Source organism: Paenibacillus auburnensis, assembly GCF_927798115.1.
GTDB lineage: Bacteria > Bacillota > Bacilli > Paenibacillales > Paenibacillaceae > Paenibacillus_AQ > Paenibacillus_AQ auburnensis.
The window spans coordinates 1894176-1919904 of record NZ_CAKMMG010000001.1; the positions used below are offsets into that span (position 1 = coordinate 1894176).

30 protein-coding genes are annotated in these 25729 nt (G+C 49.9%); 7 read left to right on the top strand and 23 right to left on the bottom strand.

Annotation, left to right across the window (positions count from 1 at the left end; genetic code table 11):
- Positions 1 to 444: 444 nt before the first annotated feature.
- Both L6H70_RS08880 and L6H70_RS08885 read right to left on the bottom strand, forming a co-directional pair.
- Positions 445 to 762 (bottom strand): hypothetical protein, encoded by a 318-nt coding sequence (locus tag L6H70_RS08880; protein ID WP_236331975.1) that lies wholly within the window; start codon positions 760 to 762, stop codon positions 445 to 447.
- The gene (locus L6H70_RS08885; protein ID WP_236331977.1) at positions 740 to 1174 is read right to left on the bottom strand and encodes a hypothetical protein; all 435 of its coding nucleotides are present in this window, start codon (positions 1172 to 1174) and stop codon (positions 740 to 742) included. The genes L6H70_RS08880 and L6H70_RS08885 overlap by 23 nt, the downstream gene beginning before the upstream one ends.
- 458 nt (positions 1175 to 1632) lie before the next feature.
- Between L6H70_RS08885 and L6H70_RS08890 the strand changes: the two genes are divergently transcribed.
- The 6 genes from L6H70_RS08890 to L6H70_RS08915 all read left to right on the top strand — a co-directional run bounded on the left by L6H70_RS08890 (position 1633) and on the right by L6H70_RS08915 (position 5029).
- On the top strand, positions 1633 to 1860 hold the full coding sequence (locus tag L6H70_RS08890; protein WP_236331979.1) for a helix-turn-helix domain-containing protein: 228 nt from the start codon (positions 1633 to 1635) through the stop codon (positions 1858 to 1860).
- Between the two features lie 135 nt (positions 1861 to 1995).
- Complete coding sequence (locus tag L6H70_RS08895) at positions 1996 to 2181, top strand: hypothetical protein (RefSeq protein ID WP_236331981.1); 186 nt, start codon at positions 1996 to 1998, stop codon at positions 2179 to 2181.
- Between the two features lie 226 nt (positions 2182 to 2407).
- Positions 2408 to 3604, top strand: coding sequence for an FtsK/SpoIIIE domain-containing protein (locus L6H70_RS08900; RefSeq protein ID WP_236331983.1), 1197 nt, complete (start codon positions 2408 to 2410; stop codon positions 3602 to 3604).
- Complete coding sequence (locus L6H70_RS08905) at positions 3537 to 4145, top strand: replication-relaxation family protein (RefSeq protein ID WP_236331985.1); 609 nt, start codon at positions 3537 to 3539, stop codon at positions 4143 to 4145. Before L6H70_RS08900 ends, L6H70_RS08905 begins: the two co-directional genes overlap by 68 nt.
- A gap of 220 nt (positions 4146 to 4365) precedes the next feature.
- Positions 4366 to 4749 (top strand): YhjD family protein, encoded by a 384-nt coding sequence (locus L6H70_RS08910; protein ID WP_236331987.1) that lies wholly within the window; start codon positions 4366 to 4368, stop codon positions 4747 to 4749.
- Between the two features lie 85 nt (positions 4750 to 4834).
- Positions 4835 to 5029, top strand: coding sequence for a hypothetical protein (locus tag L6H70_RS08915; protein WP_236331989.1), 195 nt, complete (start codon positions 4835 to 4837; stop codon positions 5027 to 5029).
- 5 nt (positions 5030 to 5034) lie between these two features.
- Here L6H70_RS08915 and L6H70_RS08920 read toward each other — a convergent pair whose 3' ends face one another.
- On the bottom strand, positions 5035 to 5898 hold the full coding sequence (locus L6H70_RS08920; protein WP_236331991.1) for an ATP-dependent DNA ligase: 864 nt from the start codon (positions 5896 to 5898) through the stop codon (positions 5035 to 5037).
- A gap of 182 nt (positions 5899 to 6080) precedes the next feature.
- On the opposite strand from L6H70_RS08920, the gene L6H70_RS08925 reads away from it, so the two are divergent.
- The gene (locus tag L6H70_RS08925; protein ID WP_236331993.1) at positions 6081 to 6884 is read left to right on the top strand and encodes a Shedu anti-phage system protein SduA domain-containing protein; all 804 of its coding nucleotides are present in this window, start codon (positions 6081 to 6083) and stop codon (positions 6882 to 6884) included.
- 150 nt (positions 6885 to 7034) lie between these two features.
- On the opposite strand, the gene L6H70_RS28905 is transcribed toward L6H70_RS08925, so the two are convergent.
- The 20 genes from L6H70_RS28905 to accB form a co-directional block, all read right to left on the bottom strand.
- Positions 7035 to 7118 (bottom strand): putative holin-like toxin, encoded by an 84-nt coding sequence (locus tag L6H70_RS28905; protein ID WP_405132629.1) that lies wholly within the window; start codon positions 7116 to 7118, stop codon positions 7035 to 7037.
- A gap of 423 nt (positions 7119 to 7541) precedes the next feature.
- Entirely contained in the window at positions 7542 to 8582 is a 1041-nt protein-coding gene (locus L6H70_RS08930; RefSeq protein WP_236331995.1) for a tyrosine-type recombinase/integrase, read from the bottom strand.
- A gap of 11 nt (positions 8583 to 8593) precedes the next feature.
- Positions 8594 to 9541, bottom strand: a complete 948-nt coding sequence (locus L6H70_RS08935; protein WP_236331997.1) for a tyrosine-type recombinase/integrase — start codon at positions 9539 to 9541, stop codon at positions 8594 to 8596.
- Positions 9542 to 9836: 295 nt separating this feature from the next.
- On the bottom strand, positions 9837 to 10661 hold the full coding sequence (gene spo0A / locus L6H70_RS08940; RefSeq protein ID WP_236331999.1) for a sporulation transcription factor Spo0A: 825 nt from the start codon (positions 10659 to 10661) through the stop codon (positions 9837 to 9839).
- Positions 10662 to 10859: 198 nt separating this feature from the next.
- Positions 10860 to 11990, bottom strand: a complete 1131-nt coding sequence (spoIVB, locus tag L6H70_RS08945) for a SpoIVB peptidase (RefSeq protein WP_236332001.1) — start codon at positions 11988 to 11990, stop codon at positions 10860 to 10862.
- A 114-nt stretch (positions 11991 to 12104) separates the two neighbouring features.
- Positions 12105 to 13832: a DNA repair protein RecN gene (gene recN / locus L6H70_RS08950; protein ID WP_206101237.1), complete on the bottom strand. Its 1728-nt coding sequence runs from the start codon at positions 13830 to 13832 to the stop codon at positions 12105 to 12107.
- 60 nt (positions 13833 to 13892) lie between these two features.
- On the bottom strand, positions 13893 to 14342 hold the full coding sequence (gene ahrC / locus L6H70_RS08955; RefSeq protein ID WP_279306740.1) for a transcriptional regulator AhrC/ArgR: 450 nt from the start codon (positions 14340 to 14342) through the stop codon (positions 13893 to 13895).
- A gap of 29 nt (positions 14343 to 14371) precedes the next feature.
- Positions 14372 to 14842, bottom strand: a complete 471-nt coding sequence (locus L6H70_RS08960; RefSeq protein WP_236332003.1) for a hypothetical protein — start codon at positions 14840 to 14842, stop codon at positions 14372 to 14374.
- 86 nt (positions 14843 to 14928) lie between these two features.
- A complete protein-coding gene (locus L6H70_RS08965; RefSeq protein ID WP_236332006.1) occupies positions 14929 to 15828 on the bottom strand; it encodes a TlyA family RNA methyltransferase in 900 nt (299 codons plus the stop codon).
- A 47-nt stretch (positions 15829 to 15875) separates the two neighbouring features.
- Positions 15876 to 17783 (bottom strand): 1-deoxy-D-xylulose-5-phosphate synthase, encoded by a 1908-nt coding sequence (gene dxs, locus L6H70_RS08970; protein WP_236332008.1) that lies wholly within the window; start codon positions 17781 to 17783, stop codon positions 15876 to 15878.
- 94 nt (positions 17784 to 17877) lie between these two features.
- Positions 17878 to 18729 (bottom strand): polyprenyl synthetase family protein, encoded by an 852-nt coding sequence (locus tag L6H70_RS08975; RefSeq protein ID WP_423802814.1) that lies wholly within the window; start codon positions 18727 to 18729, stop codon positions 17878 to 17880.
- A gap of 79 nt (positions 18730 to 18808) precedes the next feature.
- The gene (xseB, locus tag L6H70_RS08980; RefSeq protein ID WP_236332012.1) at positions 18809 to 19066 is read right to left on the bottom strand and encodes an exodeoxyribonuclease VII small subunit; all 258 of its coding nucleotides are present in this window, start codon (positions 19064 to 19066) and stop codon (positions 18809 to 18811) included.
- A complete protein-coding gene (xseA, locus tag L6H70_RS08985) occupies positions 19044 to 20423 on the bottom strand; it encodes an exodeoxyribonuclease VII large subunit (RefSeq protein ID WP_236332014.1) in 1380 nt (459 codons plus the stop codon). Before xseA ends, xseB begins: the two co-directional genes overlap by 23 nt.
- An 8-nt stretch (positions 20424 to 20431) precedes the next feature.
- Positions 20432 to 21289 carry a bifunctional methylenetetrahydrofolate dehydrogenase/methenyltetrahydrofolate cyclohydrolase FolD gene (folD, locus tag L6H70_RS08990; protein WP_236332016.1) on the bottom strand — a complete coding sequence of 286 codons (858 nt, stop codon included), beginning with the start codon at positions 21287 to 21289 and terminating at the stop codon, positions 20432 to 20434.
- 64 nt (positions 21290 to 21353) lie between these two features.
- Complete coding sequence (nusB, locus tag L6H70_RS08995) at positions 21354 to 21803, bottom strand: transcription antitermination factor NusB (RefSeq protein WP_236332017.1); 450 nt, start codon at positions 21801 to 21803, stop codon at positions 21354 to 21356.
- A 416-nt stretch (positions 21804 to 22219) separates the two neighbouring features.
- On the bottom strand, positions 22220 to 22453 hold the full coding sequence (locus L6H70_RS09000; protein WP_236332020.1) for a DUF2273 domain-containing protein: 234 nt from the start codon (positions 22451 to 22453) through the stop codon (positions 22220 to 22222).
- A gap of 15 nt (positions 22454 to 22468) precedes the next feature.
- Complete coding sequence (gene amaP / locus L6H70_RS09005) at positions 22469 to 23008, bottom strand: alkaline shock response membrane anchor protein AmaP (RefSeq protein ID WP_054941494.1); 540 nt, start codon at positions 23006 to 23008, stop codon at positions 22469 to 22471.
- A 74-nt stretch (positions 23009 to 23082) separates the two neighbouring features.
- Complete coding sequence (locus tag L6H70_RS09010; protein ID WP_236332022.1) at positions 23083 to 23499, bottom strand: Asp23/Gls24 family envelope stress response protein; 417 nt, start codon at positions 23497 to 23499, stop codon at positions 23083 to 23085.
- A 117-nt stretch (positions 23500 to 23616) separates the two neighbouring features.
- Positions 23617 to 24960, bottom strand: coding sequence for an acetyl-CoA carboxylase biotin carboxylase subunit (gene accC / locus L6H70_RS09015; RefSeq protein WP_054941496.1), 1344 nt, complete (start codon positions 24958 to 24960; stop codon positions 23617 to 23619).
- Positions 24961 to 25014: 54 nt separating this feature from the next.
- Positions 25015 to 25524 (bottom strand): acetyl-CoA carboxylase biotin carboxyl carrier protein, encoded by a 510-nt coding sequence (gene accB, locus L6H70_RS09020; protein WP_054941497.1) that lies wholly within the window; start codon positions 25522 to 25524, stop codon positions 25015 to 25017.
- Between the last annotated feature and the right edge of the window lie 205 nt (positions 25525 to 25729).

Consider the following 25729-nt stretch of genomic DNA (forward strand, 5'->3'; position numbering starts at 1 on the left):
CGAACAAACGTGCGTATTACTATACATAAGGAACGGACGACCCCACCGCCCGATAAGCGAAGTCGTCCGTAAGTGATCCGCAAGAAGTTGGCGCTTCCTACGTTGTTATCCGAAGAGTAGCGGTCCACATTGGCGTGTGGCACTTCGGCAAAGCGTTCCGCGTGGCGACTCCTACGTTTGCAACCGCAGGACACGGAAGTAAATCGTATCGGCTGTCAACGCTGTAACGATGGCGGCCGGTTAAACAGTCTTCTCCACATACGGCGTTGGCGCGCCTCTAAGTTTCATCGAAGTTAGAACGCTCATCCCAAACGCACACAGCGGAGCCCGGCGCTAGTATTGAGGCGTACGAGCTCCCCATTCTGCGCTCGGATTAGGATCGCGTGGCGTGTGCGTGTGTACAGCTTTTCTTTACGTGGATAGTACATAGGTAACCTCCGAGTATTAGATTGGCATTTCGTCCGGCAGCATAACGTCCGGCATCACTTTCAGAAGGAAATCCAGCGCAGACATTCCGCTGAGCATCCGGAAGATTTCTTTAAGCGGTTTCTTCGATATCAACTGCAGGTCCGGGCCGTCGATGCGGTACAGGCCGTCGGTTTCCGTCGGTTCAACAAGCGCAAGCCAAGGATTACCCTCGTAGATGTACAGCGCACCATTATCGCGCACGAGAAGCCCGTCGAAATAGTCGTCCGTCCATCCGCTGTCCGGCTCCGCTTCCCACAGAAGTCTAACCGGTTTAGGCTGATACGGCGTACTCATATACGGTCGCCTCCGTTTCGACTGGCGGAACAATAAATCCGATATCGGAAAGCTGCGAAGCTGAGAGCGGCGGAGTAATACCTACGTCCGCTAATCCGGATATTCCGGTAATCTTAACGAGAGCGGCGCGGGATATGGCGAGGTTCTGCTTAGTGCGCGGAAGGTGGACGAAATAGAGTGAGCGGTCAACTGCGCGGAAATACTTAATGCGGTCGGTCGGTACGGTGAAACCGAATTGTTCGAATTGCTCGGTGGTAATGGAAGTGAAGCCGGTTGTTGCAAACATATCAACGTCAGGGAGAATACCGAAGAAGAAATCGGCGGGTACTGCGATCTGTTCTGATTGGTGCGTTACGACGAAATGACGATCGAGGTGAGGGCGGCGGTAAAATGAAACTTCAAACGTGGTCATAGTGAAACCTCCCGTAATAGCTATTTAGTATTGCGCGGTAATCCGCGACGGACGGCTCACACGTGAGCTATCCGTTTCAACCGGCCCCGCAGCCGGTCCAAGACGCATTTGCGTTCATCAGGCGGCTGTTTATAGGAATACCTCTTTCACGAACAAACCGAGTAAAACGACGAAAGATTTAGCGAAGGGCCATAACATTTTCTTGATAGCTGCTCGGCGATTACGGGAAGCAATTCGTCCGGCGGCAGTTGTGCGGGAAGGGTACGAGGGAACTTCTATAGTAGCGGATGCGATCGTAATTAAATTTGGCATTTTTAAAACCTCCTATGGCTTGTCTATATTTTATTACCTACAGTCGATTAACTATTGTCAGTATATACCTGCAGTCGATAATCGTCAATAGGCTATTCCATATTATGTTTTACTTTTGTATAATGATATTTAAGAGGTGAGCCCACGTGGCGTTTAATTTCAAATTAATTAACTTATTAGAAGATAATGATATCTCTAAAAACGCTTTAGCTCGCGAAGCAAAAGTCCGCCCGAACTTAATTTATGAGATGTGTGATAACAAAACTAAACGCATTGAATTAGAAACTCTTGAAAAGGTGCTTATAACACTTTCAGGAATGATCGGTAGACACGTTGATGTGCATGAAGTAATTGAATATAAGTATGGAGAGTAAGGACCACATGAGACGTGGTCTTTTTTATTTGCCTGCAGAAATAAATCTCCAGTAGATTAACTTTTGTAGAATATCGACTAATTCAAGATCATACGCTATAACCATTAACGGAACATTCCGAAGGAGGTTAAAATCATGATTACGTATGGACTTATCGGTATTATCTCGATCGGCTCGGTATTGGTTGAAAAGCGCTGCCGTATGGCCGGCAATACGAACGGTGCGTTAGCTGCTCGGCGGTTTGGCCGCATGTTCTTACTCGCTGCAGGCGGGCTAATTGCGATCGAATATGTGCGCGCGATGCTGGCGCTGCTCGGCTAATGGGCGCGACTATTTCGCCTACCCTTCCAGATAACATTCCGAAAAATTACCGATCGCCGACGAATTAAACCCCTCCCCATTTATACCGATTATTCCTCCGTTTAATATGCGCCAGGCGAACGTTATATCGGAACGCTAAGATTGCGGTGGCTGCGCGGGATTAGGCTTGTACGCTAGCCTTCCGCCAGCTCGGAAGAACCTTATGTTTTGCAAGGAGGCCTCCATAATGATTGAGATTGGATTTGGGTTATTGATTGGGTCTGTTGTATCTTTGTTCTCTTCTCTCTCTTTTTCTTTTTCTTTTGATTTAGGTAAATCCTTCCTCTCGGTCTGCAAGAGGCTCGGGCTGATGGTAACGTACGGGGATGAGGTCGCTCTGCCGTCGATAAATGCACAGTACGCGCATCCCTGGGGCAAGAGGCTACTCGTCGGCTTACCGGTCGGCCTATCGTCGCAGAAGGTCATCGATCAGAAACAAGCGCTCGCCGAAGCACTCCGCGTTGATCCGAACGACGTAGAAATCCGCTATAATGACGGGCTTATCATCGACATATTTACAGCAGAGATGCCGGCCGAAGTCCCGTACAGCCAGCCGCCAGAGCGAGAATCGTACCGTGTGCTTATTGGCATTACCAGGCGTGGGGAATTGCGCTATTACGACTTTGACGGACCGTATCCGCATTTGCTTATCGGCGGCATCAGCGGCGGAGGCAAGTCAGTTATGCTGCGCGCGATCATTACAACGCTGGTTACCGGACCTGCGCCGGATATGTATCTGTGCGATTTAAAAGGCGGAGTTGAGCTCGATATCTTTCGTAAACTGGCGAGCGTTAAGGGCTTTGCGACTACGCTGCAGGACGTTCGGACCGTCCTCGCCTCGGTTGAATGCGAGATGTTACGGCGCTACGAAGTAATGGCTGCCAATGGTTCGCAGAAATGGGCCGGTAAGAAAGCGATATTCGTCGTCGACGAGCTTGCGGACTTTAAAACACGCGCCGGTGATCCGGACAGCAAGCTAAAGGGCGAGATTAAGTCGATACTTACGCGCTTATCCGCTAAAGGCCGGGCGGCCGGCGTGCTTATCTTACTAGCTACGCAGCGTCCATCGGCGGATATCATAGACGGTCTGATTAAAACAAATATAGCCGCGTCGATCTGTTTTCGTACGCGTGACGGTACGCAGAGCCGCATTATCCTCGATAATACAAGCGCGGAAGAGTTACCGGACGTACCAGGGCGCCTTATATTTCAGACGGCGTATGATGAGACATTGCAAGCACCATATTTAACGGTGGAAAATGCACGGAAGTTGATCGCGGAATTGCCTATGAAGGAAATTAAGGAGGCTATACGTTATGTCTCTGACAGTAAACCGGACGCAGGCGAAAGTTTCTCGCTGGATCGAAATTTTATCGAGCTGTGACCGCTTCGGCTACCTCACTACTTCGCAGATACAGCGGCTCCATAACCTCGGTGGCCGGCGTAATACCACGCGCATACTGAACGATATGGGCGAGCTGCTATCGTCATTTCGCGAAGGTGAAACGGTGTGGTATTTAAGCGCGAAAGGTCGCAAGGAAATCGGCAGCCAAGTGCAGCGGAGGCGTACCTTACACGTACAGCATGCGATCATTCGAAATGAAGTATATATCGCATATAGACCAGAACAATGGCGAGAAGAATATAAAATTAAAATGGACGGCAAGGAAATCATAGCGGACGCGCTCTACGGTAGGCCCGGCGGCTTTACGTTTCTTGAGGTTGATGTGACGCAAGCCATGTCGCAAAACGAACGTAAGATAGCGCTGTACCGTGAGATCCGCGATAGTGGACGCTGGCAGGCTAAGAACGGAGCGTTCCCGGAGATTCTATACGTTACGGTCAGCGAGTACCGGCGTAAGAGGTTAGCGACGTTATTGGACGGGATGAATGCGCGCGTTCTTACTGCGGGGGAATTGCGTTAAATTGGGCGTTCTATGGCGTACCCTACCGCTAATACTCGGAAGGATCTAGCGGGGCTAGATCAACCCTAATAGAACAACCAATGCACCAGGCCAACCGGTATTACTCCGCAGCCTGGCTTTTTTTATTAAAGCGAGGTGAAAACCAATAATTCTCCATTGCATAAGAATAGTTTAGGCGCATATAATACGTACATACGTTCTTGTTACGGAGGGTTCTACGATGAACAACCATATCAACGAGGAAAACGCATTATTACGCGATTACATACTATTTCCGCAGCTCACATCTGCCGTTCAGCGCAGTATTGACGAGCTTGGTGACGCGCCCAACGTACTCAACCGGGCCTACAGTGCATCCGGCACGTTCCTTCTACGTAAAATGACGAACGACCTGGGCGAGAACCGCTTAGCACTTAGCCGCGCTGGTTTACGGATTACCCGCACAGCCGAACTTAATGGATTGATTCACGTTGAATTTACGCGTAAAGGTAAATCACAGGCGGAAGTATACGCGATAGCCCGCGAGGTCTTGAGGGATGAAATGCGCGCGAGGATGGCGCAATACATATCGGAGTTTGGCAAGGTTGTTAGCGGCACCTTATAATGCAAATAATGCGCGAGTCCACCGGAAGGAACTAGCGCAAATTATGGCGAATATAGACATAATACCTCACGAAAGGACAACGCATATGAGCCGATTTATGAAGCCGCTAACTTCTAACGTTCACTTTTACACTGCGCAAATGGAGCGCCTGCCTATCGTTATATTCATCGGAAACGAACTCGCCGGCAGCGGACTTATCGAAGAAATTACGGTGGCCTCCGTCAAGGTGCGCGGCGAATACTATATGCGCGCTACCTGTACATTTAAATACGTAAGCTAGACGGCCTAAACGATAAACTCCGTAAACACAGGGCTCCGCAACATACCCGCGCGAGTCCAATTTCGTATTTTCACGCGTGCTCTAATGCGCGGCTCTACGTACACGAAGTCGCTGTCCTCGCCGGTAATCAGCGCCTTACTGACGCCGTAGAACGCCTTCTTATGCGTAGGTGAAGCGCCGAACTCAATCACGCCCGCCGGCCGCATTTTTCCGCGATTGTCCGGCACAGACGTGAGCCAGCCGAACTCCGCTTTCTTATATCCGCTAAGATAAACGTCGGCATACGTCCAGTTAATGATCTTCTGCCACTGAGCGGACCGCCGACCGGTTTCATATACGCTGTCCTTCCGCTTGGCAACAACGCCCTCCATAGCTCGCGCCTGCATTTGCGCAAATAACGCTTCGCCGGCGCCTTCAACGTATGGAGTGACGCCGAAGTGAGCGTTAGGTAACGCCAGGCCCGCGAGGATTGCCTTGCGCTCCATTAGCGGCCGATTGCGGAGGTCCTCGCCCTTATAGCGCAGGATATCGAATATAACGTATGTGACCGGTAACTCAGCGATAAGCCGGCGTATAGTATCGGATCGCCGCGCCTGGAACCGCGACATGACGGATTCAAAGTCGACCGCGCCGGTCTGCGGATCAACGCACGCAATTTCGCCGTCTAGCGTAATGTCGTGCGGGAAAGGGACGCTGATTTCTGGGTATTGGCGCGTACATTCGTTGTTATGGCGTGTATATAAGTGAACGCTGCTAGCGTCAGGTTGATCGTATAGTAAGCGGTGACCGTCGATCTTCGGCTCGTAGATATAGCGCGAATCCGAGAACGGGGCCGCCGCAGTTTCGAGTAACATCGGAGAAATATACACGTAATCACCTCACGCTAATTATAGCGCGTGGCTGGCGTAGATTGGCGCGGTAAGTTATGGAACTCAAAGTATTGAAATTAAGCCGATTGCCGTGACCTGAACATCAATTCATTTGGGCTATAAGTCATCTCTTACTTATGTTAAACTAAATTTAGAAATGCTTGGAAGAGAGGACAATCCCATTGAATTTATACAGAAGAAACTATAATGTTTTAACATCTGAGGAACTAGAAGCGTATTCTTTAATCAAAGACAAGGAAAAAGAAGGCAGGATAGGAAAGTTAGTAACTAGAAATTTATTTAGAGAATATCCGAAGGCAGTAAGACACAACAAAAGCTTATTTCCAAATAACTATTTAGACTTCGTAGACCTAGAAAATCGTGAAGAAATCGAGGCCACAGTAGGGCAATTCTTAATGAAGCTTAATGGTGGATCGATTAAAAATGAACTTGAAATCCTACGTTTTATCAACAAAGAAACTAAAGCATTCTACCTAATAGGCTCAATATTCTCTTATTATGACTTTGGTCATCATGATGCTTATGTATTCCCTGAATTCCAAATTGGCAAATATAGGGCAGATTATTTATTAGTTGGAAGTAATTCCGACGGATATTCCTTCATATTCGTTGAACTAGAACATCCCGTTAACGGAATCACTATAAAAAGCGGAGATCTTGGAGACGCGTATAGGAAGGGAATAAGCCAACTAAAAGACTGGGAGAGTTTTTTGATATCAAACTATAATGATATTACCAACAGGCTAAAGCAGTGTAAGCATCCTGATGTCCAACTACCTGACGAATTTTACTCCTTAGACCCTACTCGTTTTCATTATGTGGTCGTAGCTGGGCGTAGGGATGACCTAGTGGATAAGACACGTAGGATTAGACGGGAACACCTAATTCAACAAAGAATCAAACTTCTCCATTATGATAATATATGCGATAAGACGCTAGCCCTATTAGATCAAAGAAATTACTGAGTACTCCTCAACAGGGAGCGCCAGAGTTCCGCGAACTAATTCGCAATTTTCCCAGCAATCCCTGTTGTGCCTAAAGTGGAATAAGCGTACAATTACATTGAGTAATTACAGCGGAGGGATAACCGTTATCTTGGCGGATGGCCGGTTATTTTAGCTCCGCTTTTTTCTGTCTATCACTAATACCAATGAAGCGAACGATATCATTAGTGTCAGAGCTTCGTTTATAGTCAACATTCTCCTCCCCCCCCCTTCCTTCACATCAGCTTTCTCTTCTCCAATTAATTATATGTTAATGATAAATTTTGTTCAATTTGACGAAATACCCTATTTGACAATTAGCTATATACAGTTAAATTAGTGAATTTATTTGAAAACTTGATTTTTGTCTACATTATGCTGGTTCTTGTCTACATTAAGTCTACTTTTGTCCCCATTTTCTCGATTTCAGCTGAAAATAGTACTATCGTTAAAATGAGCATATCTCGTTATTTCACTCTTTTTCTTCTATTTACTCACTATTTCATTTATAGTAAATAAAATCCCTCCTCACCTATCTAGGGATTCCTTTACATAATCTGATAAGATATCAATAGTGTACTGTTATCCATACGAAGAGAAAGCCGGTCGGCCTTACCTGGGCTTTCCAGCTTGGTTGTGTTAGGTTGTGCGCTTAATCTTCCGGTCCTTTCCAAGCTTTCCGACGACATCGTTTATTGTTGAGTACCGGTCATGCTGATCTTTAACGGATTTTTCTGAGAGATGTACGTAACGAGAAGTCATTCGAATATCGGCGTGACCCAAAGTTTGGGCCAAATGATGTACGTCTCCGCCATTCTCTAAAAAAAGGGTTGCTGCTGTGTGGCGGAAAATATATGGGTGAATCCTTAATTCTAATCCGGCGTTAATGGAGTGTTTCTTTAGTCTTTGACGAAATTGATTGCTTGATAATGGCAGGCCGTAGTTTGTAAGAAAGATGTGGTCGGTTTCGAATTCCTCATTCTCTGATATCAACTCTCGTAACAATCGAACGGTACGCTTCGTTATTGGTACTCTGCGCGCTCTCCGAGTCTTAACTACGTTCTCGTTAAAAAACAGCATTCCCCTCCTAAAATCTACGTCCAACTTATTTAGAGAAACTACCTCTCCTATTCTAGCCGAACTATCAATCAATACCGTTATTAGAACGTAATCACGAAAACCAGCGTATGTACTCTTATCTATTACAGAAAGTAGTTTCTTCATTTCTTGCACAGAAAGAATTTGTATTTCCTTAATTGGCTCCGTTACTTTCTTTATATTAGCAAGTGGATTTGTAGGAATGTAACCTTCCTCATTTAAGAATTTAAACATGGTTTTAAGTCCCTTGACTTTAGTATTTACAGTTACTGGCGAGAGTCCCACTGTTTTTTCATGTTCCCCTTTGTGGTTGTGTCCTTCCCACTTTCTCTTGTCATTTAACATCCAGCTCATATATGATCGTACCGATTCCGGAGTAACAGAGCTAAAGACTCGTTCCACGCCCTGCATATCCAGATACTCGCAAAAATATCTGTAACTATCCTCATATGTTTGAAATGTACGTTTTGAGCGCCCCTCCGCTTTCTTAGCAAGGCGAAACTGTTCAAAAAGATCCTCTAATTTCTTATCATTTCGAGTAGACCGTCTCGATTTATAATTCCTTCCAATTCGCTTATCCATATCGTCTCCTATTAATTAAGTAATGAACTTATTGGAGAAAACTTTTCGTGTTGCTTTGACAAGTCTGCCGGAAACATATCTGCATACAATTGCGCCATATGCAGTGATTTGTGACCCATTATTTTCATTAGGCTTATGGTGTCAGACCCGTTCATTATGTAGTTTCTTGCAAACGTGTACCTTAAGGAATGACAAGATACTCTAACGCCTTTTATGCTAGCTATCTGCCCGTAATCTGAGATTTCTTCCTGAATGGTACGCCTCTTTAGCGGCTCTCCATCGATATTCACGAAAAAAATACCTCTAGCCCCTTCTCCTCTAATTTCTAAATACTCGCGCAGATTAAGCCCCAGAACATCGCTGAAAGGAATTAGGCGCTCCACCCTTCCCTTACCGAAAACCTTGATTACGCGTTCCTGCCAATGCACGTCCTCAACGCGAAAACTTAACGCTTCCTCCAGCCTCATGCCGGTATCAAGTAGAAGCAGCATGAAGACGTAATTACGATGGCCGGCAGGAGTCGAGCGGTTTGGTACTGCGAGTAATGCCATAACTTGATCGCGACTTAACGTCCTTAGAACGCGCTTCTCCTCTACGAGTTTTTCGATAGCCTCCATGGGATTTTCTGTAATATATCCAGAGCTGCAGAGAAAGTTATAAAATGCACGTAGGCTTCGTATGTACTTATTAATTGTCGGTGCGCTATTACCTAAATTCATGCGTGTTTGTATGAACTCCTGCACATCTTCAAGAATAACATCATTAGGTTTACTAATTTCGTTTTCTTCTAAGAACTCTGTAAATTTAGAAAGCGTTTGGACGTAAGAAGCCGTAGTATTACTTGTCAGATTTTTTAGTTTCCGTGATTTGATAAACATATTAATAGCAGACTGCATAGTTAGCTCTTCTTTAGCCCCTCGCATTTCAAGGATCATTTTTCTTTTTTCTCTGTACTCCATAATAAAGTCTCCCTTTGATTATATATTTGAAGGCGTAAAATTTGCCGACATAGGCTAACACAAATAACGCGCCAACCTCCGGAGAGATTGACGCATGTTTGAATATACCGCATATTTGCGTTAAGATTTAGTGTAGCTAAACGTCTGATAAATTTGCGCCTGCTACTTTGGCGAATACGGAAAGTTTAACGGAGTCGCACACCGACAGTTTATCGGAATCTCCGTTCAACGAACGTAATAGTTGACGTGAACAAACGTTCTATCAAACGTCCTCATTCCGCGTTACACCAGCGTTTCAAGATACCTTATGCTCAATGCGCAGCTTGTCGGCTACCATGGCAATAAATTCCGAGTTAGTTGGCTTGGATTTGGAGATATTAATGGTATAGCCGAACAGGTGGGAGATGCTGTCGATGTTGCCACGGGTCCAGGCGACCTCAATTGCATGGCGAATGGCCCGTTCTACGCGGGATGGAGTGGTCTTGAACTTCTCCGCGATGGCAGGGTAGAGCGTTTTGGTAATGGCTCCGAGAATTTCAATATTGTTATATACCATCGTAATCGCTTCACGCAGATACTGATATCCTTTGATATGTGCAGGTACACCGATTTCGTGGATGATCGAAGTTATATTGGCATCCAGATTCTTGCCCTTGGATAGCGGCACAACATTGTTATTGGATGATGCTCTTGAACCGGAATAATTGGACATGTTCGGGGAACTGCTCATGCTGCCCTGTGCACCGACCAGCTGACGTACACGGTTGGCCAGAACTTCCATATCGAATGGCTTCAAAATATAATAAGAGGCCCCAAGCTGCACAGCCCGTTGAGTGATGTTCTCCTGGCCGAATGCAGTCAGCATAATAATCTTCGGTTGAGGATTGAGATCCATATCACGCAGGCGTTCCAGAACGCCGAGTCCGTCCAAATGCGGCATGATAATATCGAGGATAAGTACATCGGGAATTTTTCTTGCCCCGCTAAGCATTTGAAGCACTTCTTCACCATTGTAGGCGATGCCCGTTACGGTCATATCTTCCTGTTCCGTAATGTATTCGGCAAGCAAGTTTGTAAATTCCCTATTATCATCGGCCAACAACACTTCAATATTCTGCACTGGCTGCTTCCTCCTTATTCATCTCTGCAATTTATAATTAGCATTTATCTGTCCTCCCTTACATTTTCGACATGCACTCTAAATATCCTTCTGTCGAAAATTATTTTTCTTTATTTTTTTTCGGCGTTGGATTATAATTAATTATTTTATTTCATCTTTCGATGTTTATCGCTGAGCTTCGACAAAAAAATCTTAAGGCTATACCGCCTTAAGATTGTAGGGAGAACCTTCTATTTGCTCTGCTACACCGGAGTCTTTGAGCATCCATTCGATGAAGCAGCCATACCCCGATTTGGGATCATTGACGAATACATGGGTTACCGCTCCGATTAAACGCCCGTCCTGCACAATGGGACTGCCGCTCATGCCTTGCACAATTCCGCCGGTCTTCTCAATCAGGCGCGGGTCTGTAATGCGCAGCACCAGTCCTTTGGTTGCTGGCGTCTGCTGATGTGCTACATGGATGATCTCCACATCAAACCGCTCCACCTGCTGCCCGTCAACCACGGTTAGAATCTGCGCCGGCCCTTCCTTCACTTCATTGCTCATCGCAACCGGTATCGGCTGTTTGTAAAGGCTGTGCTCGGGGTTCTTGGTCATTTTGCCGAAAATTCCGAAATCAGTATTGCTCTGCACATTTCCCAGCACCTGGCTCTCCTTGAGAAAAACAGCACGCTTCTCTCCGGGATCACCATCCTGGCTCTTGGAGATCGAGGTTACAGTGGATTGAACGATATGACCGCTGCCCACCACAATCGGAGTTCCGGTGTTCATGTCCGTAATGACATGGCCCAGAGCGCCATAAACTCCCTGCTCCGGAGCATAAAAGGTTAAGGTGCCGACACCCGCCGCGGAATCGCGGATATACAGCCCCAGTCTCCATACCTTGTCATTACGGTCATAAGCGGGATTAAGCCTTGCAGTATGCTCTTTACCGCCGCGTTTGTACACGATGGTCAGAGCCTCTCCTGCTTTGCCTGCACGCTCCACCAGCTTCGCTACCTTGGATACCTCATCCAGCTTCACTCCGTCAATGGAGACCATCAGGTCACCCGGAACAAGCCCGCTGTTCTCTCCGGGGGAAAGCTTGGACTGCTCAGACACTTCAATCAAATGATGGCCAACAACAAGTACACCTGCAGACTTTACTTTCACGCCAATCGTCTGACCACCCGGAATAACCTTAAGCTCCTGGTCAGTTCCTTGCACCTGCTCGCTTAGTTGATCAAGCGGTGCAGCATAGCTTTGAAGAGGTCCCGTTATGCCTGATAAGCTGAGAAAGAAGGCAAATAAAAGGCCGGGCATTAACTTCCTGAGGTTCGGCTTCAATGGCTGTCACGCTCCCTTTTGCTTCTTTCGCTTGACGAAAAAGGTGGTCGCCAATTGCGTACCTATAAGATAACCTTGCCCCCAGGCTTTTATTACTGTCAATCATTGTCCCGCTTACCCTATGGCTGCTTTGCTGGCCTCGGCCAGACCGAGCATTTCCTGTGCGTGATGCAATGTTTTTTCGGTAATTTCCACGCCGCCCAGCATGCGGGCAAGCTCCATGACTCTGCCTTCTGCTGTGAGGGAGTCCACTTCGGTCATTGTGCGCCCGTCCTCGACTTTTTTGCGGATCAGATATTGATGATCGGCCATACAGGCCACTTGCGGCAGATGTGTAATGGAGAATACCTGGCAGGTGGAGGACAGCTTGTACAACTTATCGGCAATGGATTGGGCTGCGCGTCCGCTGACCCCGGTATCCACTTCATCAAAAATCAGCACAGGAATGGCATCCGTCCGGGCAAAAATGCTCTTCATCGCCAGCATAATCCGTGACAGCTCACCGCCTGAGGCAATTTTGCCGAGCGGTCTAAGCGGCTCCCCCGGGTTCGGGGAGATCATAAATTCGGCGCTGTCGATACCTTGCCGGGTCAGCCGGTACCGGCGCTCCTGGTATTCTACGCCCCGCGGATCCTCCAGCGTATCCAGCTTGACCTGGAGCGATGTCCGCTCCATCTGCAGATCCTTGAGCTCGCCTTCAACCTGAGTGGAGAGGTCTGCCGCACATTGACTACGCGCTTTGCTAAGTGCCCGTGCCGCTTCCATTAATGTGCTAAGCAGGCCATCCCGTTTCACGGTCAGCTTCTCGATATATTCATCCTTATTCTCCAGCAGATCCGTTTCCCGGTGAATCTGTTCGTAATATGCCAGAATCTGCTCGACACTGTCCCCGTATTTGCGGCGCAGTCCGGTAATCAGATCAAGACGGTTCTCGATCTCCTCCAGCCGGGCCGGATTGAACTCGATATCCTCCCGATAATCCCGCAGTTGAAAAGCGGCATCCTCCAGCTGATAATAGGACGACTGCAGCTGATCCAGTACCGAGCGCAGCCCCTTCTCGTCGTAACGGACCGCATCCTCCAGCCGGGAGATGACATTACCGATGGACTCCAGGCCCTGCCTGTCATACAGCAGCTCGTATGCGCCGGAGACCGAATCCATCATTTTCTCGCTGTGGGATAGTTTGACCCGTTCTTCGGCAAGTAATTCATCTTCTCCCGGTTTTAATCGCGCAGAAGAAATTTCCTCCAGCTGAAAACGGTACAAATCCAGCATTTGATACGCTTTTTGGCTGGATTCCTGAAGTTCCCGCAGTTCTTTTTCCACTTTGGCAAACGCGGAATATTTCTCTTGATAATCGGCTTTGAGCGGTCCGATCACGGCTTCGCCATACGTATCCAGCAGCCCGAGATGACGCTCCGCCTTAAGCAGATTCTGGTGCTCATGCTGGCCGTGGATATTTACCAGCTGCTCACCGATTTCACGCAGCATGCTGAGATTAACCATCTGCCCGTTGACGCGCGAGGTGCTTTTGCCAAGGGAGGTGATTTCCCGGCGGATGACCAGGTGCTCTTCACGATGACCCCCGATGCCCAGACGCTCCAGCGTTTCCCACACCGGATGGCCGGCGGGCAGGCTGAACAGGGCTTCCATCTCTGCCTTTTCGCAGCCGTAGCGGATGGAATCCGCGGAACCGCGGCCGCCGGCAATGAGACCCAGCGCATCGATAATGATCGATTTCCCGGCGCCGGTCTCCCCTGTAAGTACATGAAAACCAGGATAAAAATGCACATCTACCGCTTCAACAACGGCTAGATTGCGGATCGACAAGGTCTCTAACACGAATACTGCACCTCCGGAAAGATGTTTCCCATGAATGGATGAAACTTGTTTGTATAGAAATCAGGAGATATATCCCATTATTTGCGTAATTACGTTCTTGCTGTCTTCCGGCTGTCGGCAAATAATCAGGATGGTGTCATCGCCGGAAATGGTGCCCATAATCTGCGGCCAGTCAATATTATCAATCAGCGCCGCCACCGAGTTAGCCGTTCCCGGAAGACATTTCATAACCACAAGGTTGCCGGAGTAATCAATTTGGACAAAATTATCCACCAGCACTCTTTTTAGCTTCTGTGTCGGATTATAACGCTGGTCGGTCGGGAGCGAATATTTATATCTTCCGTCATCCATCGGCACCTTGATCAGCAGCAGCTCCTTGATGTCCCTTGATACTGTCGCCTGGGTAACCTGGAAGCCCGCTTCACGCAGCGAATCCACCAGCTCATCCTGTGTTTCAATGTCTTTCTGTGTAATGATCTCACGGATCTTGATATGCCTGTGTCCCTTCATTATTGCCTCCTGTATTTAAAAGATGAACATTAATTGGATTCCCCGTCATCCCTGCCGAGCGAAATCACATGTATGGCAGACGATACGGTATTGACGTACAGCACGCCGCTGCAGTCAGGGTAAATCAGTAAATACGGCAGAAGTGCATCCCGGAGCGCGCTGCCGGTGAATTCCAGCTCCTTACGGGGACGGGATAGAATCACCAGGTAAAAGGAATCCTCTTCTTTGCTGGCCACATAGTCGATAAACAGCCTGCTGTACATTGAAGATCCGTCAACATTAAAAGCAAGCGGGATTTTCAGTTTGCCGCCAATCACCTCGTATCCTGCTGCCTCGAGCAACTCAATAGAAGGATGCGGCGTAATCACACTGTTGATCGGCACCCGGTCCTTCATGAAGGACCGCGGTGAACTCTGCAGCCATATATAGATCCGGTAAACCAGAAATATCGCAACCGCCAGTCCAATGAGCACCATAACGGTTTTATCAGAGCTTGCCAACACAATCACCTCGGTGATTTATTCGCTTGAGCAGCGCTGAAATCCTGCTTTTTGGACACAGCCTTCTCCATTCAAGCAAAAGAAACTCATCGTTTTTTCGATGAGTTTCCGTTGGTGTTCGCAGTAAAGGTTGCAGAGGCTTCCTTGATAACGTCATCAGCCAACGCCGCGAAATTGTCAACAGGGCTGAGCGGAGCAGCAGCCACTTCCGGCTGCGCTTCACCTGCGGCAGCCTCTGCTTCAGGCAGCAGTTTCCAATGCGCCAGGAACTCAATGTTGCCTTCCCCGCCGGTAATCGGCGAGAACGTCAGCCCCTCCAGCCGGTAACCAAGACCAGCAGCCATAGTCAGCACATTCACCAGCACTTCCTTATGAACCGCCGGATCACGCACTACGCCGGATTTGCCAACCTTCTCACGTCCGGCCTCGAACTGCGGTTTAATCAGCGCCGCAATATCTGCCGGACGGTTCAGCAGTGCTTTGAGCGGAGGAAGGATAATTTTGAGTGAGATGAAGGATACATCAATGCTTGCGAAGTCCGGAACCGGACCTTGCAGGTCAGGAGGCGTCATATAACGGAAATTGGTCCGTTCCATCACGCTGACCCGCTCATCATTGCGCAGGCTCCAGTCCAGCTGGTTATAACCGACATCAATGGCATAGACATAGCTTGCCCCGTTCTGCAGCGCACAATCAGTAAACCCGCCGGTGGAAGCTCCAATATCGAGCATAATCCGTCCGTTCAAGCCGATCTCAAACTTGCGTAGCGCCTTCTCCAGCTTGAGGCCGCCGCGGCTGACATAAGGGTGCACAGCGCCCTTCACTTTCAGGGTGGAGCTGCGTGGCACCTTCATGCCGGCTTTCTCGATCCGTTCTTCATCCGCCAGAACAAGACCGGCCATAATCGCGGCCTTGGCCTTCTCCCGGCTCTCATAAAAACCTTGCTCTACTAACAATACATCTATCCGTTCTTTAGGGTGTTCCATGTTCATCTCCCGATCATTCTTGGGCTAACGAGATTCTCTTCCTGACTTTAGGAAGTAGAAGTCGTCTTGTAGGTATATTTGCTGAGCGCCTTCATCGCTTTGATGCGTGCGCACAGCGCTTCAACGGTAAGTCCCGTCTGCTGGCGCTGTTCCTTGACGGAACCGTGCTCGATAAAGATATCCGGAACGCCCATCAAATGGACACGGGCATCATAAATTTCTTGTTCCGAAAAGAATTCCAGTACCGCGCTGCCAAGGCTTCCTGCCTGGCTGGCTTCCTCCATAACTACCATGGAGGTTCCGGCATGGGCAAGTTCCAGCAGCATGGCATTGTCGAGCGGTTTCAAGAAACGTGCATTCACTACACCAACCTGAATGCCTTCTCGCTTCAGCACCTCTGCTGCTTCTTCCGCCACCTGAACCATCGGGCCGCAGGCCAGCACCGCATAATCATCACCAGGCCGCAGCCGCTCCCAGGAACCGATCGGCAGAACGCGCAGTTCGGGATCCAGAGCCACGCCGGTTCCGTCAATGCGCGGATACCGGTAGGCAATCGGCCCGTCGTTATATTCCAGTGCCGTCTTCATCATATGGCGAAGCTCGTTCTCATCCTTAGGCATCATCATGACCATATTCGGAATATGACGCATAAAGGCAATATCGTATACCCCTTGATGGGTCTCGCCGTCAGCGCCGACAAAGCCTGCACGGTCAATCGCGAACATGACATTGGCGTTATGGCGGCAAATGTCATGGACGATCTGATCGTAGGCCCGCTGCATAAAGGTGGAGTAGACGGCGTACACCGGCTTCATCCCCTCCATGGCGAGTGCTGCGCAGAGTGTCGCGGCATGCTGCTCGGCTATACCGACATCGATCATCCGGTCAGGGAATTCCTTGGCGAACGGAAACAGTCCCGATCCGCCCGGCATCGCCGGAGTTACAGCAATCAGCCGTTTGTCCTCATGGCCCAGTTCAATCAGCGTCTGCCCGAATACTTCCGTGTACATCGGAGGATTGCCGACTGCCTTCAAGGACTGGCCGGATTCGATTTTGTAAGGAGAAATCGCATGTGATTTGTAGAAATCGGTTTCAGCCGGTTTGTACCCTTTGCCCTTGGTAGTGAGCACATGCACCAGAACAGGTCCGGATACATTATCCGCCTGATGGAAGGTTTCGATCATTTTCTCAATATCATGGCCGTCCACCGGACCCAGGTAAGTGAAGCCCAGTTCTTCAAAAAGAACGCCTGGAACCATCATATATTTAAGGCTGTCCTTCAGCTTCTCGGCTGTCTTAGCCAGCTTTCCGCCAATTGCCGGAATTCTTCTCAGCAGTCCTTCAACCTCATCTTTTGCACGCAGATAATGACGGTCCGAACGGATCTTGCTCAAATAATTATGCATTGCCCCTACATTAGGAGCGATGGACATTTCGTTGTCATTCAGAATGACCATCAGCTTGCGGCGTTCATGGCCAATATGATTCAATGCTTCAAAGGCCATCCCGCCGGTCAGGGCACCATCACCGATTACAGCGATAACTTTGTTGTCCTCACCCTTAAGGTCACGTGCCATCGCCATACCCATGGCTGCAGACAATGAGGTGCTGCTGTGTCCGGCCTCCCAGACATCATGCTCACTCTCCGAACGTTTTACAAAGCCGCAAAGACCGTCTTTCTTACGAAGCGTGTCAAAGCGGTCCTGACGGCCGGTCAGAATTTTGTGGACATAAGCCTGGTGTCCTACGTCATATATCATTTTGTCCCGGGGACTGTCATAGCAGTAATGCAGGGCCAGTGTTAGCTCCACTACCCCCAGGTTGGATCCGAGGTGCCCGCCGGTAACAGTAAGCTTCTCAATCAGAAACCTACGGATCTCCTCTGCCAGAGTGTCCAGCTCAGGCACCGACAATGTTTTCAGTTGCTCCGGATCATTTATATTTGGAAGCAGCACGAGTCTTCCCCGCTTTCCTAGATGTTGTAAAATATAAACCCCATTATAACACAAACGAAACGGCTGTCGAAACACAGCCGCTTCCGAATTTTCCCTAATGATCTCTGGACATGAGATATGAGGCAATTTCCAACAGGCGCGAATTGTCCGGAAAACCGCCTTCAAGCACTGCGCTTCGGGCTGCTTCCGTCAACCGCTTCACCTCTGCACGCGAGGCTTCCAGCCCGATAAAATACGGGTAGGTCACCTTCTGCTGCTTGATGTCGCTGCCTGTCTTCTTGCCAAGCTTGCCTTCATCTCCAACCAGATCAAGAATATCATCCTGCACCTGGAAGGCCAGGCCAATCTGTGTACCGAATTCGCGCAGCGCTTCCAGCTGCCCGGCATCTGCTCCGGCAATCCTGCCGCCGGCAAGCAGAGAGAATACGATCAGATCCCCGGTCTTATGACGATGGATATATTGAAGCTGCTCCAGATCGGTAAGGCCCTGCTCACCCTCCATATCGGCCACCTGCCCGCCAACCATGCCGCGGGGACCTGCCATTTCCGCCAGATCCTCTACGATGGCAAGCGCCCGCTCTGCAGGGATACCGTACCGGCGGGAAGCCTGCACCACACTATAAAAGGCATGTGTCAGCAGTGCATCTCCGGCCAGGATGGCGGTTGCTTCGCCGAATACCTTATGACTTGTGAGCTTGCCGCGCCGGTAATCATCATTATCCATGGCCGGCAGATCATCATGAATCAGCGAATAGGTATGCACCATCTCAATCGCTGCTGCCACCGGCAAGGCGGCCTCCCGGCTGCCTCCGAGCGCTTCACAGGCAGCGATAACCAGCAGCGGGCGAAGGCGCTTGCCTCCGGCCTGCAGGGAATAATCCATCGCTTCTTTTAAGTGGCCCGGCACATTCCAGTCCGCCGGAAGCGTTGTCTCCAGTTCCTGCATGACAGCCGCAGAGACGCCGGTGATATAATCCGGGAGCGTCTGGCGTATGCCTTCTGCAGCGTTCATCTCCAGATTATGCTCAGACCGGCTCATCGCTGTCCCCTTCCAGCCGCGCGCCGAAAGGCTTCTTGCGCAGCTCCCCGTCCATCTCAGTAATCATTTCAATCTTACGCTCTACCTGCTCCAGCTTGCTCCCGCAGAGCTGCGACAGCTTCATTCCCTGCTGAAACAAATCGATGGCCTTCTCCAGGGGAACGTCGCCGTGCTCAAGCTCACGTACGATTTCCTCCAGCCGCCCCATTGCACCTTCAAAATCAAGCTCCGCTTCCTTCGTCATCGTCTTTGCCATCCTCCTTCATTCCCCAGACCTGGCAGCTTAGCTGTCCGTCATTCAGCTTTATGTTGACCACATCGCCAAGCTCTACTTCCTTCAGCGATTTGATTAAATGCTCTTCCTTTTCATCGTAAACGAGGCTGTAGCCCCGTGACATCACTTTCAGCGGGCTGAGCGCATCCAGATGGCGCAGCTCGGCCACATAACGCGAGCGCTTGTCCTGCAGGCGCGCCTGCATCGCACCCGCCAGCTGACGGGTAATGCCCTCTGTGCGCTGCCGGGCCGCATTGACACTTGCCTGCGGGTGGAACCGCTGCAGGCTGTGCCTGAGCACCGCCTGGCGCTCCTGCGCCCGGCGGTGCCGGCTCTCGGCTGCGCGGCTCAGCGCCGTGCGCAGCATGTCCAGCCGCTGCGCGTGCTGGGCCAGCTGGCGGCGCGGGCCTACCAGCGCAAGCGACCGCTGCAGCGAAGCCAGGCGCTCGCCGCCGCGCTGGGAGCGGCGCAGCAGGCCCTGGCGCAGCCGCTGCTCAGCTGTGCGCAGCTGCGCAGCAAGCTCGGCGGCATGCGGCACAGCCAGCTCCGCCGCCGCGGTAGGGGTTGCCGCCCGGAGATCGGCGGCGAAATCGGCGATCGTGAAGTCGGTCTCATGACCGACGGCCGAGATCACCGGGATCTCTGAGCCGGCAATCGCCCGCGCGACGGCTTCTTCATTGAAGGCCCACAGCTCCTCCAGTGAACCGCCGCCGCGGCCGACGATCAGCACGTCAGCCTCGCCCATGGCGTTCATGTTCTGAATCGCCTTCACAATGGACGGGCCGGCCCCTTTGCCCTGCACTAGCACAGGATAGAGCACGACCGCCACCTGCGGAAAACGCCGCTGCAGGGTGATAATAATATCCCGTACAGCCGCACCTGTCGGCGAAGTTACGACTCCAACAACGCGTGGAAAGCGCGGCAGCGGCCGCTTGCGCTCCGCTGCAAACAGTCCTTCCTGCTCCAGCTTGCGCTTGAGCTGCTCGTAGGCCATATACAGGCTGCCGATTCCGTCAGGCTGCATATGGGTCGCATAGAACTGGTACTGCCCGTCCCGTTCATATACCGTTACATTGCCTCTGGCGATGACCTTGGTGCCTTCCTTCGGAACAAAGGGAAGCCGCTGGTTATGCGAGGCGAACATAATCGCTTTGATCCGGCTGCTCTCATCCTTCAGCGTAAAATACATATGGCCGCTGCCATGATGGGTGAAATTCGAGATTTCACCGCGAATCCATACATCCGAGAGCAAAACGTCCGAATCCAGCTTCATGCGGATATAACGGTTAAGGTCTTTGATAGAGTAGACTTGCCGTTCTGCCGCCATAGAGCAGCCTATTCCAAGCCGTGGCGGCGTTTGGCCGCAATCAGCGTATTGCTCATCAGCATTGTAATGGTCATTGGACCTACTCCGCCCGGAACTGGCGTGATGTAGCCGGCCACTTCCTTGGCGCTTTCATAATCCACATCTCCGGCTAGCTTACCGTTATCCAGACGGTTCATCCCCACGTCGATCACAACCGCTCCCGGTTTCACATAGGAGCCGTCAATGAAATTGGCGCGGCCGATCGCCACTACCAGGATATCTGCCTGGCGGCTGAGCTCAGCCATGTTAGCTGTGCGGGAATGGCACATCGTTACTGTAGCATTCTCACGCTGCAGCAGCAGGGAAACCGGCTTGCCGACAATATTGCTGCGCCCGATCACTACGGCATGTTTACCGGATAACCCCGTGCCCGTACGCTTGATCAATTCAATGACACCCGCAGGTGTACAAGGCAGCAGACTGTCATCCCCGATCACCAGATTGCCCACGTTTACCGGATGGAAGCCATCAACATCCTTCTCCACAGCAATAGCATCAATGACCGCTTTCTCCTCAATATGCTTAGGAAGCGGCAGCTGGACAAGAATTCCGTCAATGTTGTCACGGCTGTTCAGCTCTGCCACAAGTGTGAGCAGCTCTTCCTGCGTAGTCGAAGCAGCCAGTCTGTGCACTTCGGAATGGAAGCCCAGTTCGATGCAGGACTTCTCTTTATTGCGGACATAGACCTGAGAAGCCGGATCTTCACCGACAAGCACGACAGCAAGACCGGGCTTCACGCCGCGTTCGGCCAGTTGTTTAACCTGCTGGGCAATGTCAATACGAATTTCGTCTGATACTTGTTTACCGCTGATGATTGCTGCTGTCATGTAAGTCTCTCCCCTTTTATCTACTGTAGATGGATGCTGAACCGTTAATTGGTTATCGTTCGGTTTACAGATCGCCTTTGAGCGTGTCAACCTCTTGAATCATTTTCCCCAGTACACCGTTCACGAATTTCCCCGAGTCTTCCGTACCGAAATGCTTGGCCAGATCAATCGCTTCATTGACGGCAACCTTAGCCGGCACATCATCCGCAAAGACCATTTCAAAGGTGGCCAGACGCAGAATTTGGCGGTCAACACGCGACAGGCGGCTCATCTGCCAGCCCTTTAAATAATGCTCCAGCATGTCGTCAATAGCGACCTTATGCTCCCACACGCCGTTCACATGCTGCACAACATACGCCTTCAGCTCAATCTCATCCGTAATTACATGTTCCGTCTCATTCTCATCTGCAGCCTCGGCAATCAGCATCTCTACCGCTTCTGCGCTGTCTACATCATTCATTTCCATCTGGTACAGGCTCTGGACAATAATCTCTCTTGCTAAACGTCTCTTCATGTGTTCCTCCTACAATCTTATCTCGCATACTTTTATATTGGTATTCCATTGTTTCTTGCGGTTTATAAAATAAATAATTGTATTTCATGCAGCTATTTTGAGCTAATATCAGCAAATTCTATCCCTAATTGTATTTCGTACAATTAAAAATCAGAAAAAGGGCTATTTCTGTGTTCGTTCCTGGATTTAATTGTACGAAATACAGTTAAACCAACATTGAGGTGTCTTAACAGCTTTTAGTTGCACAAACTACAATTACACTACTTTTTTCATAACTTTTCTTCACAAGAGATATGGTTTTCCGGCTTAGAAACAGATAGATTCTTTTCATCAAAAAAACCGCATAGCCTTTCCTCCGGCAAGCCAGGCAACTCAAAGTGACGGGTTCCATGCTCCGGGAGAAAGACTATCGCGGTTCACTTGAAGGGACGCCAGCGTCCGGACAGCCGCTGAGCCAGCTCCTGCCACTGAAACAGCGGGGGCTGTGCGGAATCCTTTCTTTTGCCGAGCGTATATCCGATGAACACTACCAGTGCAAAGAACAGCATATCCCAAAAACCGCTAATCAAATAAATCAATCCAAGAACAATACCGAAGGTTACTCCGGTAATTCTACCCCCGTGACTTTCCCATACTTCTCTCCAGGGCATAAGGGAAACTCACCTCTATTCCACTCGACTTTTGAAGCTTGGAGACTGTGTGAGGTTGGCAATATAGACCGATACGTCTGCAACCGGAATGCCGGTTGTTTCCTGCACGAAATCGTGCACCTGACGCTGGACCTCCGTCGTAAGCAGCGGCAGCGAATGCTCGCCGTCCACCACTGCGCGGATCATAATCTCAAGCCCGGCCTGCGAAACGCGGATGCGCGACTTCAGGTCCCGGATGCCTTTGACTTTGCCGGCTGCTTTCAGGCTCAGGTTCTCAATCGTTTCCATGGAAATCTGTATGTCCCCGTATTCCGTACGCTGATCTACCGAAGGCTGTGAAGCCCGGTCGCGGCGCAGAGAAATATAGAAGAACCGGATGCTCAGCAGGAACAGAATGACCGCCACCGCAATTGCAGCAATATAGGCGGCCGGACCATCCTGAATTTCCAAGGTATCGGGAATTGCGCCGCTTAGAAGGAGGATGGCAATTACAGATAATATTCCGATGCTTAAGCTGTACAAAAACAGCAGAAGCCTGTCCAAAATTTTTGCCACGAGTCTCATAACCTCCTTAAATTAGAGTAAACCCTCGACGGTGCTGTCGGGGGTTTATGGATAAACGATGGCCCTTATTTCACGCGGAGAACCGCTTCTGTATCTTCGTTCTTATCTAGATTGCTGGTCGTTTTGAACTGCACATCGTGAATATGCACATTCACTTCGACTACGGTCAAACCGGTCATTGTCTCGATGGAACGTTTAACGTTGCGCTGAATTTCACCGGCTACTTCCGGAAGACGGTTGCCATATTCAATAATGACGGACACATCTACTGCAGCCTCACGCTGTCCAACCTCTACTTTGACTCCTTTGGACAGGTTTTTGCGTCCGAGAAGCTCGACAATCCCTCCGGCAAATCCGCCGCTCATGCCAGCCACGCCTTTAACTTCTACGGTTGCCAAACCAGCGATAACCTCGATCACTTCTGGAGCGATCTGGATCTCGCCGATTTCCGTACGTTCATATTCCGTCGGCAATGTACTCATTTTGGACTTCAACCCTTTCAATAAAAAAGTTGTTCAATATTTCAAGCGGAGAGCACGTCTCTTATTAAACATACTATATCATTTGCCGAACTTTATGACAAACAATGTGAAGCCATCCTAAATTTCATACTCTTCAAGGAACTTGATATCGAAATTTCCGTCCAAAAATACAGGATGCTCCAGCAGCTTCTGATGGAATGGGATCGTTGTATGTATGCCTTCTACAGCAAATTCAGCGAGTGCCCGTTTCATCTTCGCAACCGCCTCCTGGCGCGTTGGCGCCCAGACGATCAGCTTGGCAATCATCGAGTCATAGAATGGCGAGATTGTATACCCGGGATAAGCCGCACTGTCAACCCGTACTCCCAGTCCGCCTGGAGGCAGGTAAAAGCCGATTTTTCCCGGCGAAGGCATGAAGTTACGTTCCGGATCCTCCGCATTGATACGGCATTCGATCGACCAGCCGTTGATCACGATGTCTTCCTGTGTGAAAGAAAGCGGATTGCCTTCCGCTACCGAAATCATCTCCTTGATCAAATCAACACCGGTCACCATCTCAGTTACCGGGTGTTCCACCTGAATTCTTGTGTTCATCTCCATGAAGTAGAACTGCCCGTCCGGCCCCAGCAGAAACTCAAGGGTACCTGCTCCGGAGTAATTCACGGCGAGTGCTGCACGTACAGCAGCCTGGCCCATCGCTTCGCGGATATCCGGTGTCAGCACGGAGCAAGGCGCTTCCTCCACCAGCTTTTGGCGGCGGCGCTGCACGGAGCAGTCACGTTCGCCCAGGTGAACCACATTTCCGTGATTGTCGGCAATGATCTGAATCTCCACATGCTTCATACCGGTAAGGAATTTCTCCAGGTATACTCCGGCATTGCCGAAGGCCTTCTGCGCTTCCTGCTGGGCAGCTGTAATCTGCTTCACCAGGGATTCCTCATCCTCGGCAATGCGGATACCTTTGCCTCCGCCGCCTGCAGTAGCCTTAACAATGATCGGATAGCCGATATCGCGGCCCAGCATAACGGCTTCCTCAATATCCCCTACCAGCCCGTCAGAGCCGGGAATGATGGGAACACCGGCAAGCTTCATCGTTTCCTTGGCCACAGCCTTGTCACCCATGCGGGTAATGGCATCCGGTGAAGGCCCGATAAAGGTGATATTGCAGGATTCGCAGATTTCTGCGAAATCAGCGTTCTCAGCCAGAAATCCGTAGCCCGGATGGATGGCATCGCACTCGGTTAGAGTAGCCACACTCATAATATTGGTAAAGTTCAGATAACTATCCTTGGACGGCATCGGGCCGATGCAGTAAGCTTCATCCGCCAGCCGGACATGCAGTGAATCCCGGTCAGGCTCTGAATAGACCGCGACGGTGGAAATGCCCAGTTCACGGCAAGCTCGAATGATGCGAACCGCGATTTCACCGCGGTTGGCGATCAGCACTTTTTGAATGTTCATGCGTTTCCTCCCAAAGTTTAACGAGGCCTGCTAGCTCCTCTAGTTCTGCGGCATTTACTCCGGTTTTACCAGAAACAGCGGCTGGCCGTATTCTACAAGCTGGCCGTTCTCGGCAAGCACGGACACGATTTCGCCCTTAACTTCCGCTTCCAGCTCATTCATCAGCTTCATCGCTTCAATGATACAGACCGTTGTTTTCTCATTTACCCGGTCTCCTACACTTACAAAGGACGGGTTTTCCGGAGAAGCTGCACTATAGAAGGTTCCTACCATCGGAGAAACAATTTTATGTAATGCTCCTTCGGCGGAAGAGACTTGCGGCTGCACAGCAGCTGGAATCTCACTTGAAACCGTAGGTGCTACATGCTGCGGGCTCTGAGGCTGCGGTGCCGGCGTAAAGGGATAGACATAAGGAGCCGCCTGAATTGCGTTTCCATCAGCTTCAGGGCGGTCCGGTTTACGTATAGCCAGCTTCATGCCTTCGCTTTCAATCTCCAGCTCATGTACAGAGGAGGTCTGGTCCAGCAATTTAATCAATTCCTTAATCTCACTTAACTTGAACATTTAATAGTTCACTCCTTCAGCTTTCTCTCGAAGCCACTTTTCTGGTGCGGACAAGAAGAAACGACCATGCCATCCTTATAGGGACGGTATCCGTTTCTGCGGGAAAGAGAAGGATCATTTATTGCGTAAAGCAAATAAATTCTTGTCTTTCAAGCAAAAAACGGCTGCGCCGTTTCGCTATTCCTTGCATAGCTTCAGTTGTTTG

What these genes read in the sequence shown, in the direction of transcription:
- L6H70_RS08880 (WP_236331975.1), bottom strand. Translation starts at nt 762, where the DNA reads ATGAGTACGCCGTATCAGCCTAAACCGGTTAGACTTCTGTGGGAAGCG.
- L6H70_RS08885 (WP_236331977.1), bottom strand. Translation starts at nt 1,174, where the DNA reads ATGACCACGTTTGAAGTTTCATTTTACCGCCGCCCTCACCTCGATCGT.
- L6H70_RS08895 (WP_236331981.1), top strand. Translation starts at nt 1,996, where the DNA reads ATGATTACGTATGGACTTATCGGTATTATCTCGATCGGCTCGGTATTG.
- L6H70_RS08900 (WP_236331983.1), top strand. Translation starts at nt 2,408, where the DNA reads ATGATTGAGATTGGATTTGGGTTATTGATTGGGTCTGTTGTATCTTTG.
- L6H70_RS08905 (WP_236331985.1), top strand. Translation starts at nt 3,537, where the DNA reads ATGTCTCTGACAGTAAACCGGACGCAGGCGAAAGTTTCTCGCTGGATC.
- L6H70_RS08910 (WP_236331987.1), top strand. Translation starts at nt 4,366, where the DNA reads ATGAACAACCATATCAACGAGGAAAACGCATTATTACGCGATTACATA.
- L6H70_RS08915 (WP_236331989.1), top strand. Translation starts at nt 4,835, where the DNA reads ATGAGCCGATTTATGAAGCCGCTAACTTCTAACGTTCACTTTTACACT.
- L6H70_RS28905 (WP_405132629.1), bottom strand. Translation starts at nt 7,118, where the DNA reads ATGTTGACTATAAACGAAGCTCTGACACTAATGATATCGTTCGCTTCA.
- L6H70_RS08930 (WP_236331995.1), bottom strand. Translation starts at nt 8,582, where the DNA reads ATGGATAAGCGAATTGGAAGGAATTATAAATCGAGACGGTCTACTCGA.
- L6H70_RS08935 (WP_236331997.1), bottom strand. Translation starts at nt 9,541, where the DNA reads ATGGAGTACAGAGAAAAAAGAAAAATGATCCTTGAAATGCGAGGGGCT.
- ahrC (WP_279306740.1), bottom strand. Translation starts at nt 14,342, where the DNA reads ATGAAGGGACACAGGCATATCAAGATCCGTGAGATCATTACACAGAAA.
- L6H70_RS08965 (WP_236332006.1), bottom strand. Translation starts at nt 15,828, where the DNA reads ATGGAACACCCTAAAGAACGGATAGATGTATTGTTAGTAGAGCAAGGT.
- L6H70_RS08975 (WP_423802814.1), bottom strand. Translation starts at nt 18,729, where the DNA reads ATGCAGGAACTGGAGACAACGCTTCCGGCGGACTGGAATGTGCCGGGC.
- xseB (WP_236332012.1), bottom strand. Translation starts at nt 19,066, where the DNA reads ATGACGAAGGAAGCGGAGCTTGATTTTGAAGGTGCAATGGGGCGGCTG.
- xseA (WP_236332014.1), bottom strand. Translation starts at nt 20,423, where the DNA reads ATGGCGGCAGAACGGCAAGTCTACTCTATCAAAGACCTTAACCGTTAT.
- folD (WP_236332016.1), bottom strand. Translation starts at nt 21,289, where the DNA reads ATGACAGCAGCAATCATCAGCGGTAAACAAGTATCAGACGAAATTCGT.
- nusB (WP_236332017.1), bottom strand. Translation starts at nt 21,803, where the DNA reads ATGAAGAGACGTTTAGCAAGAGAGATTATTGTCCAGAGCCTGTACCAG.
- L6H70_RS09000 (WP_236332020.1), bottom strand. Translation starts at nt 22,453, where the DNA reads ATGCCCTGGAGAGAAGTATGGGAAAGTCACGGGGGTAGAATTACCGGA.
- L6H70_RS09010 (WP_236332022.1), bottom strand. Translation starts at nt 23,499, where the DNA reads ATGAGTACATTGCCGACGGAATATGAACGTACGGAAATCGGCGAGATC.
- accC (WP_054941496.1), bottom strand. Translation starts at nt 24,960, where the DNA reads ATGAACATTCAAAAAGTGCTGATCGCCAACCGCGGTGAAATCGCGGTT.
- accB (WP_054941497.1), bottom strand. Translation starts at nt 25,524, where the DNA reads ATGTTCAAGTTAAGTGAGATTAAGGAATTGATTAAATTGCTGGACCAG.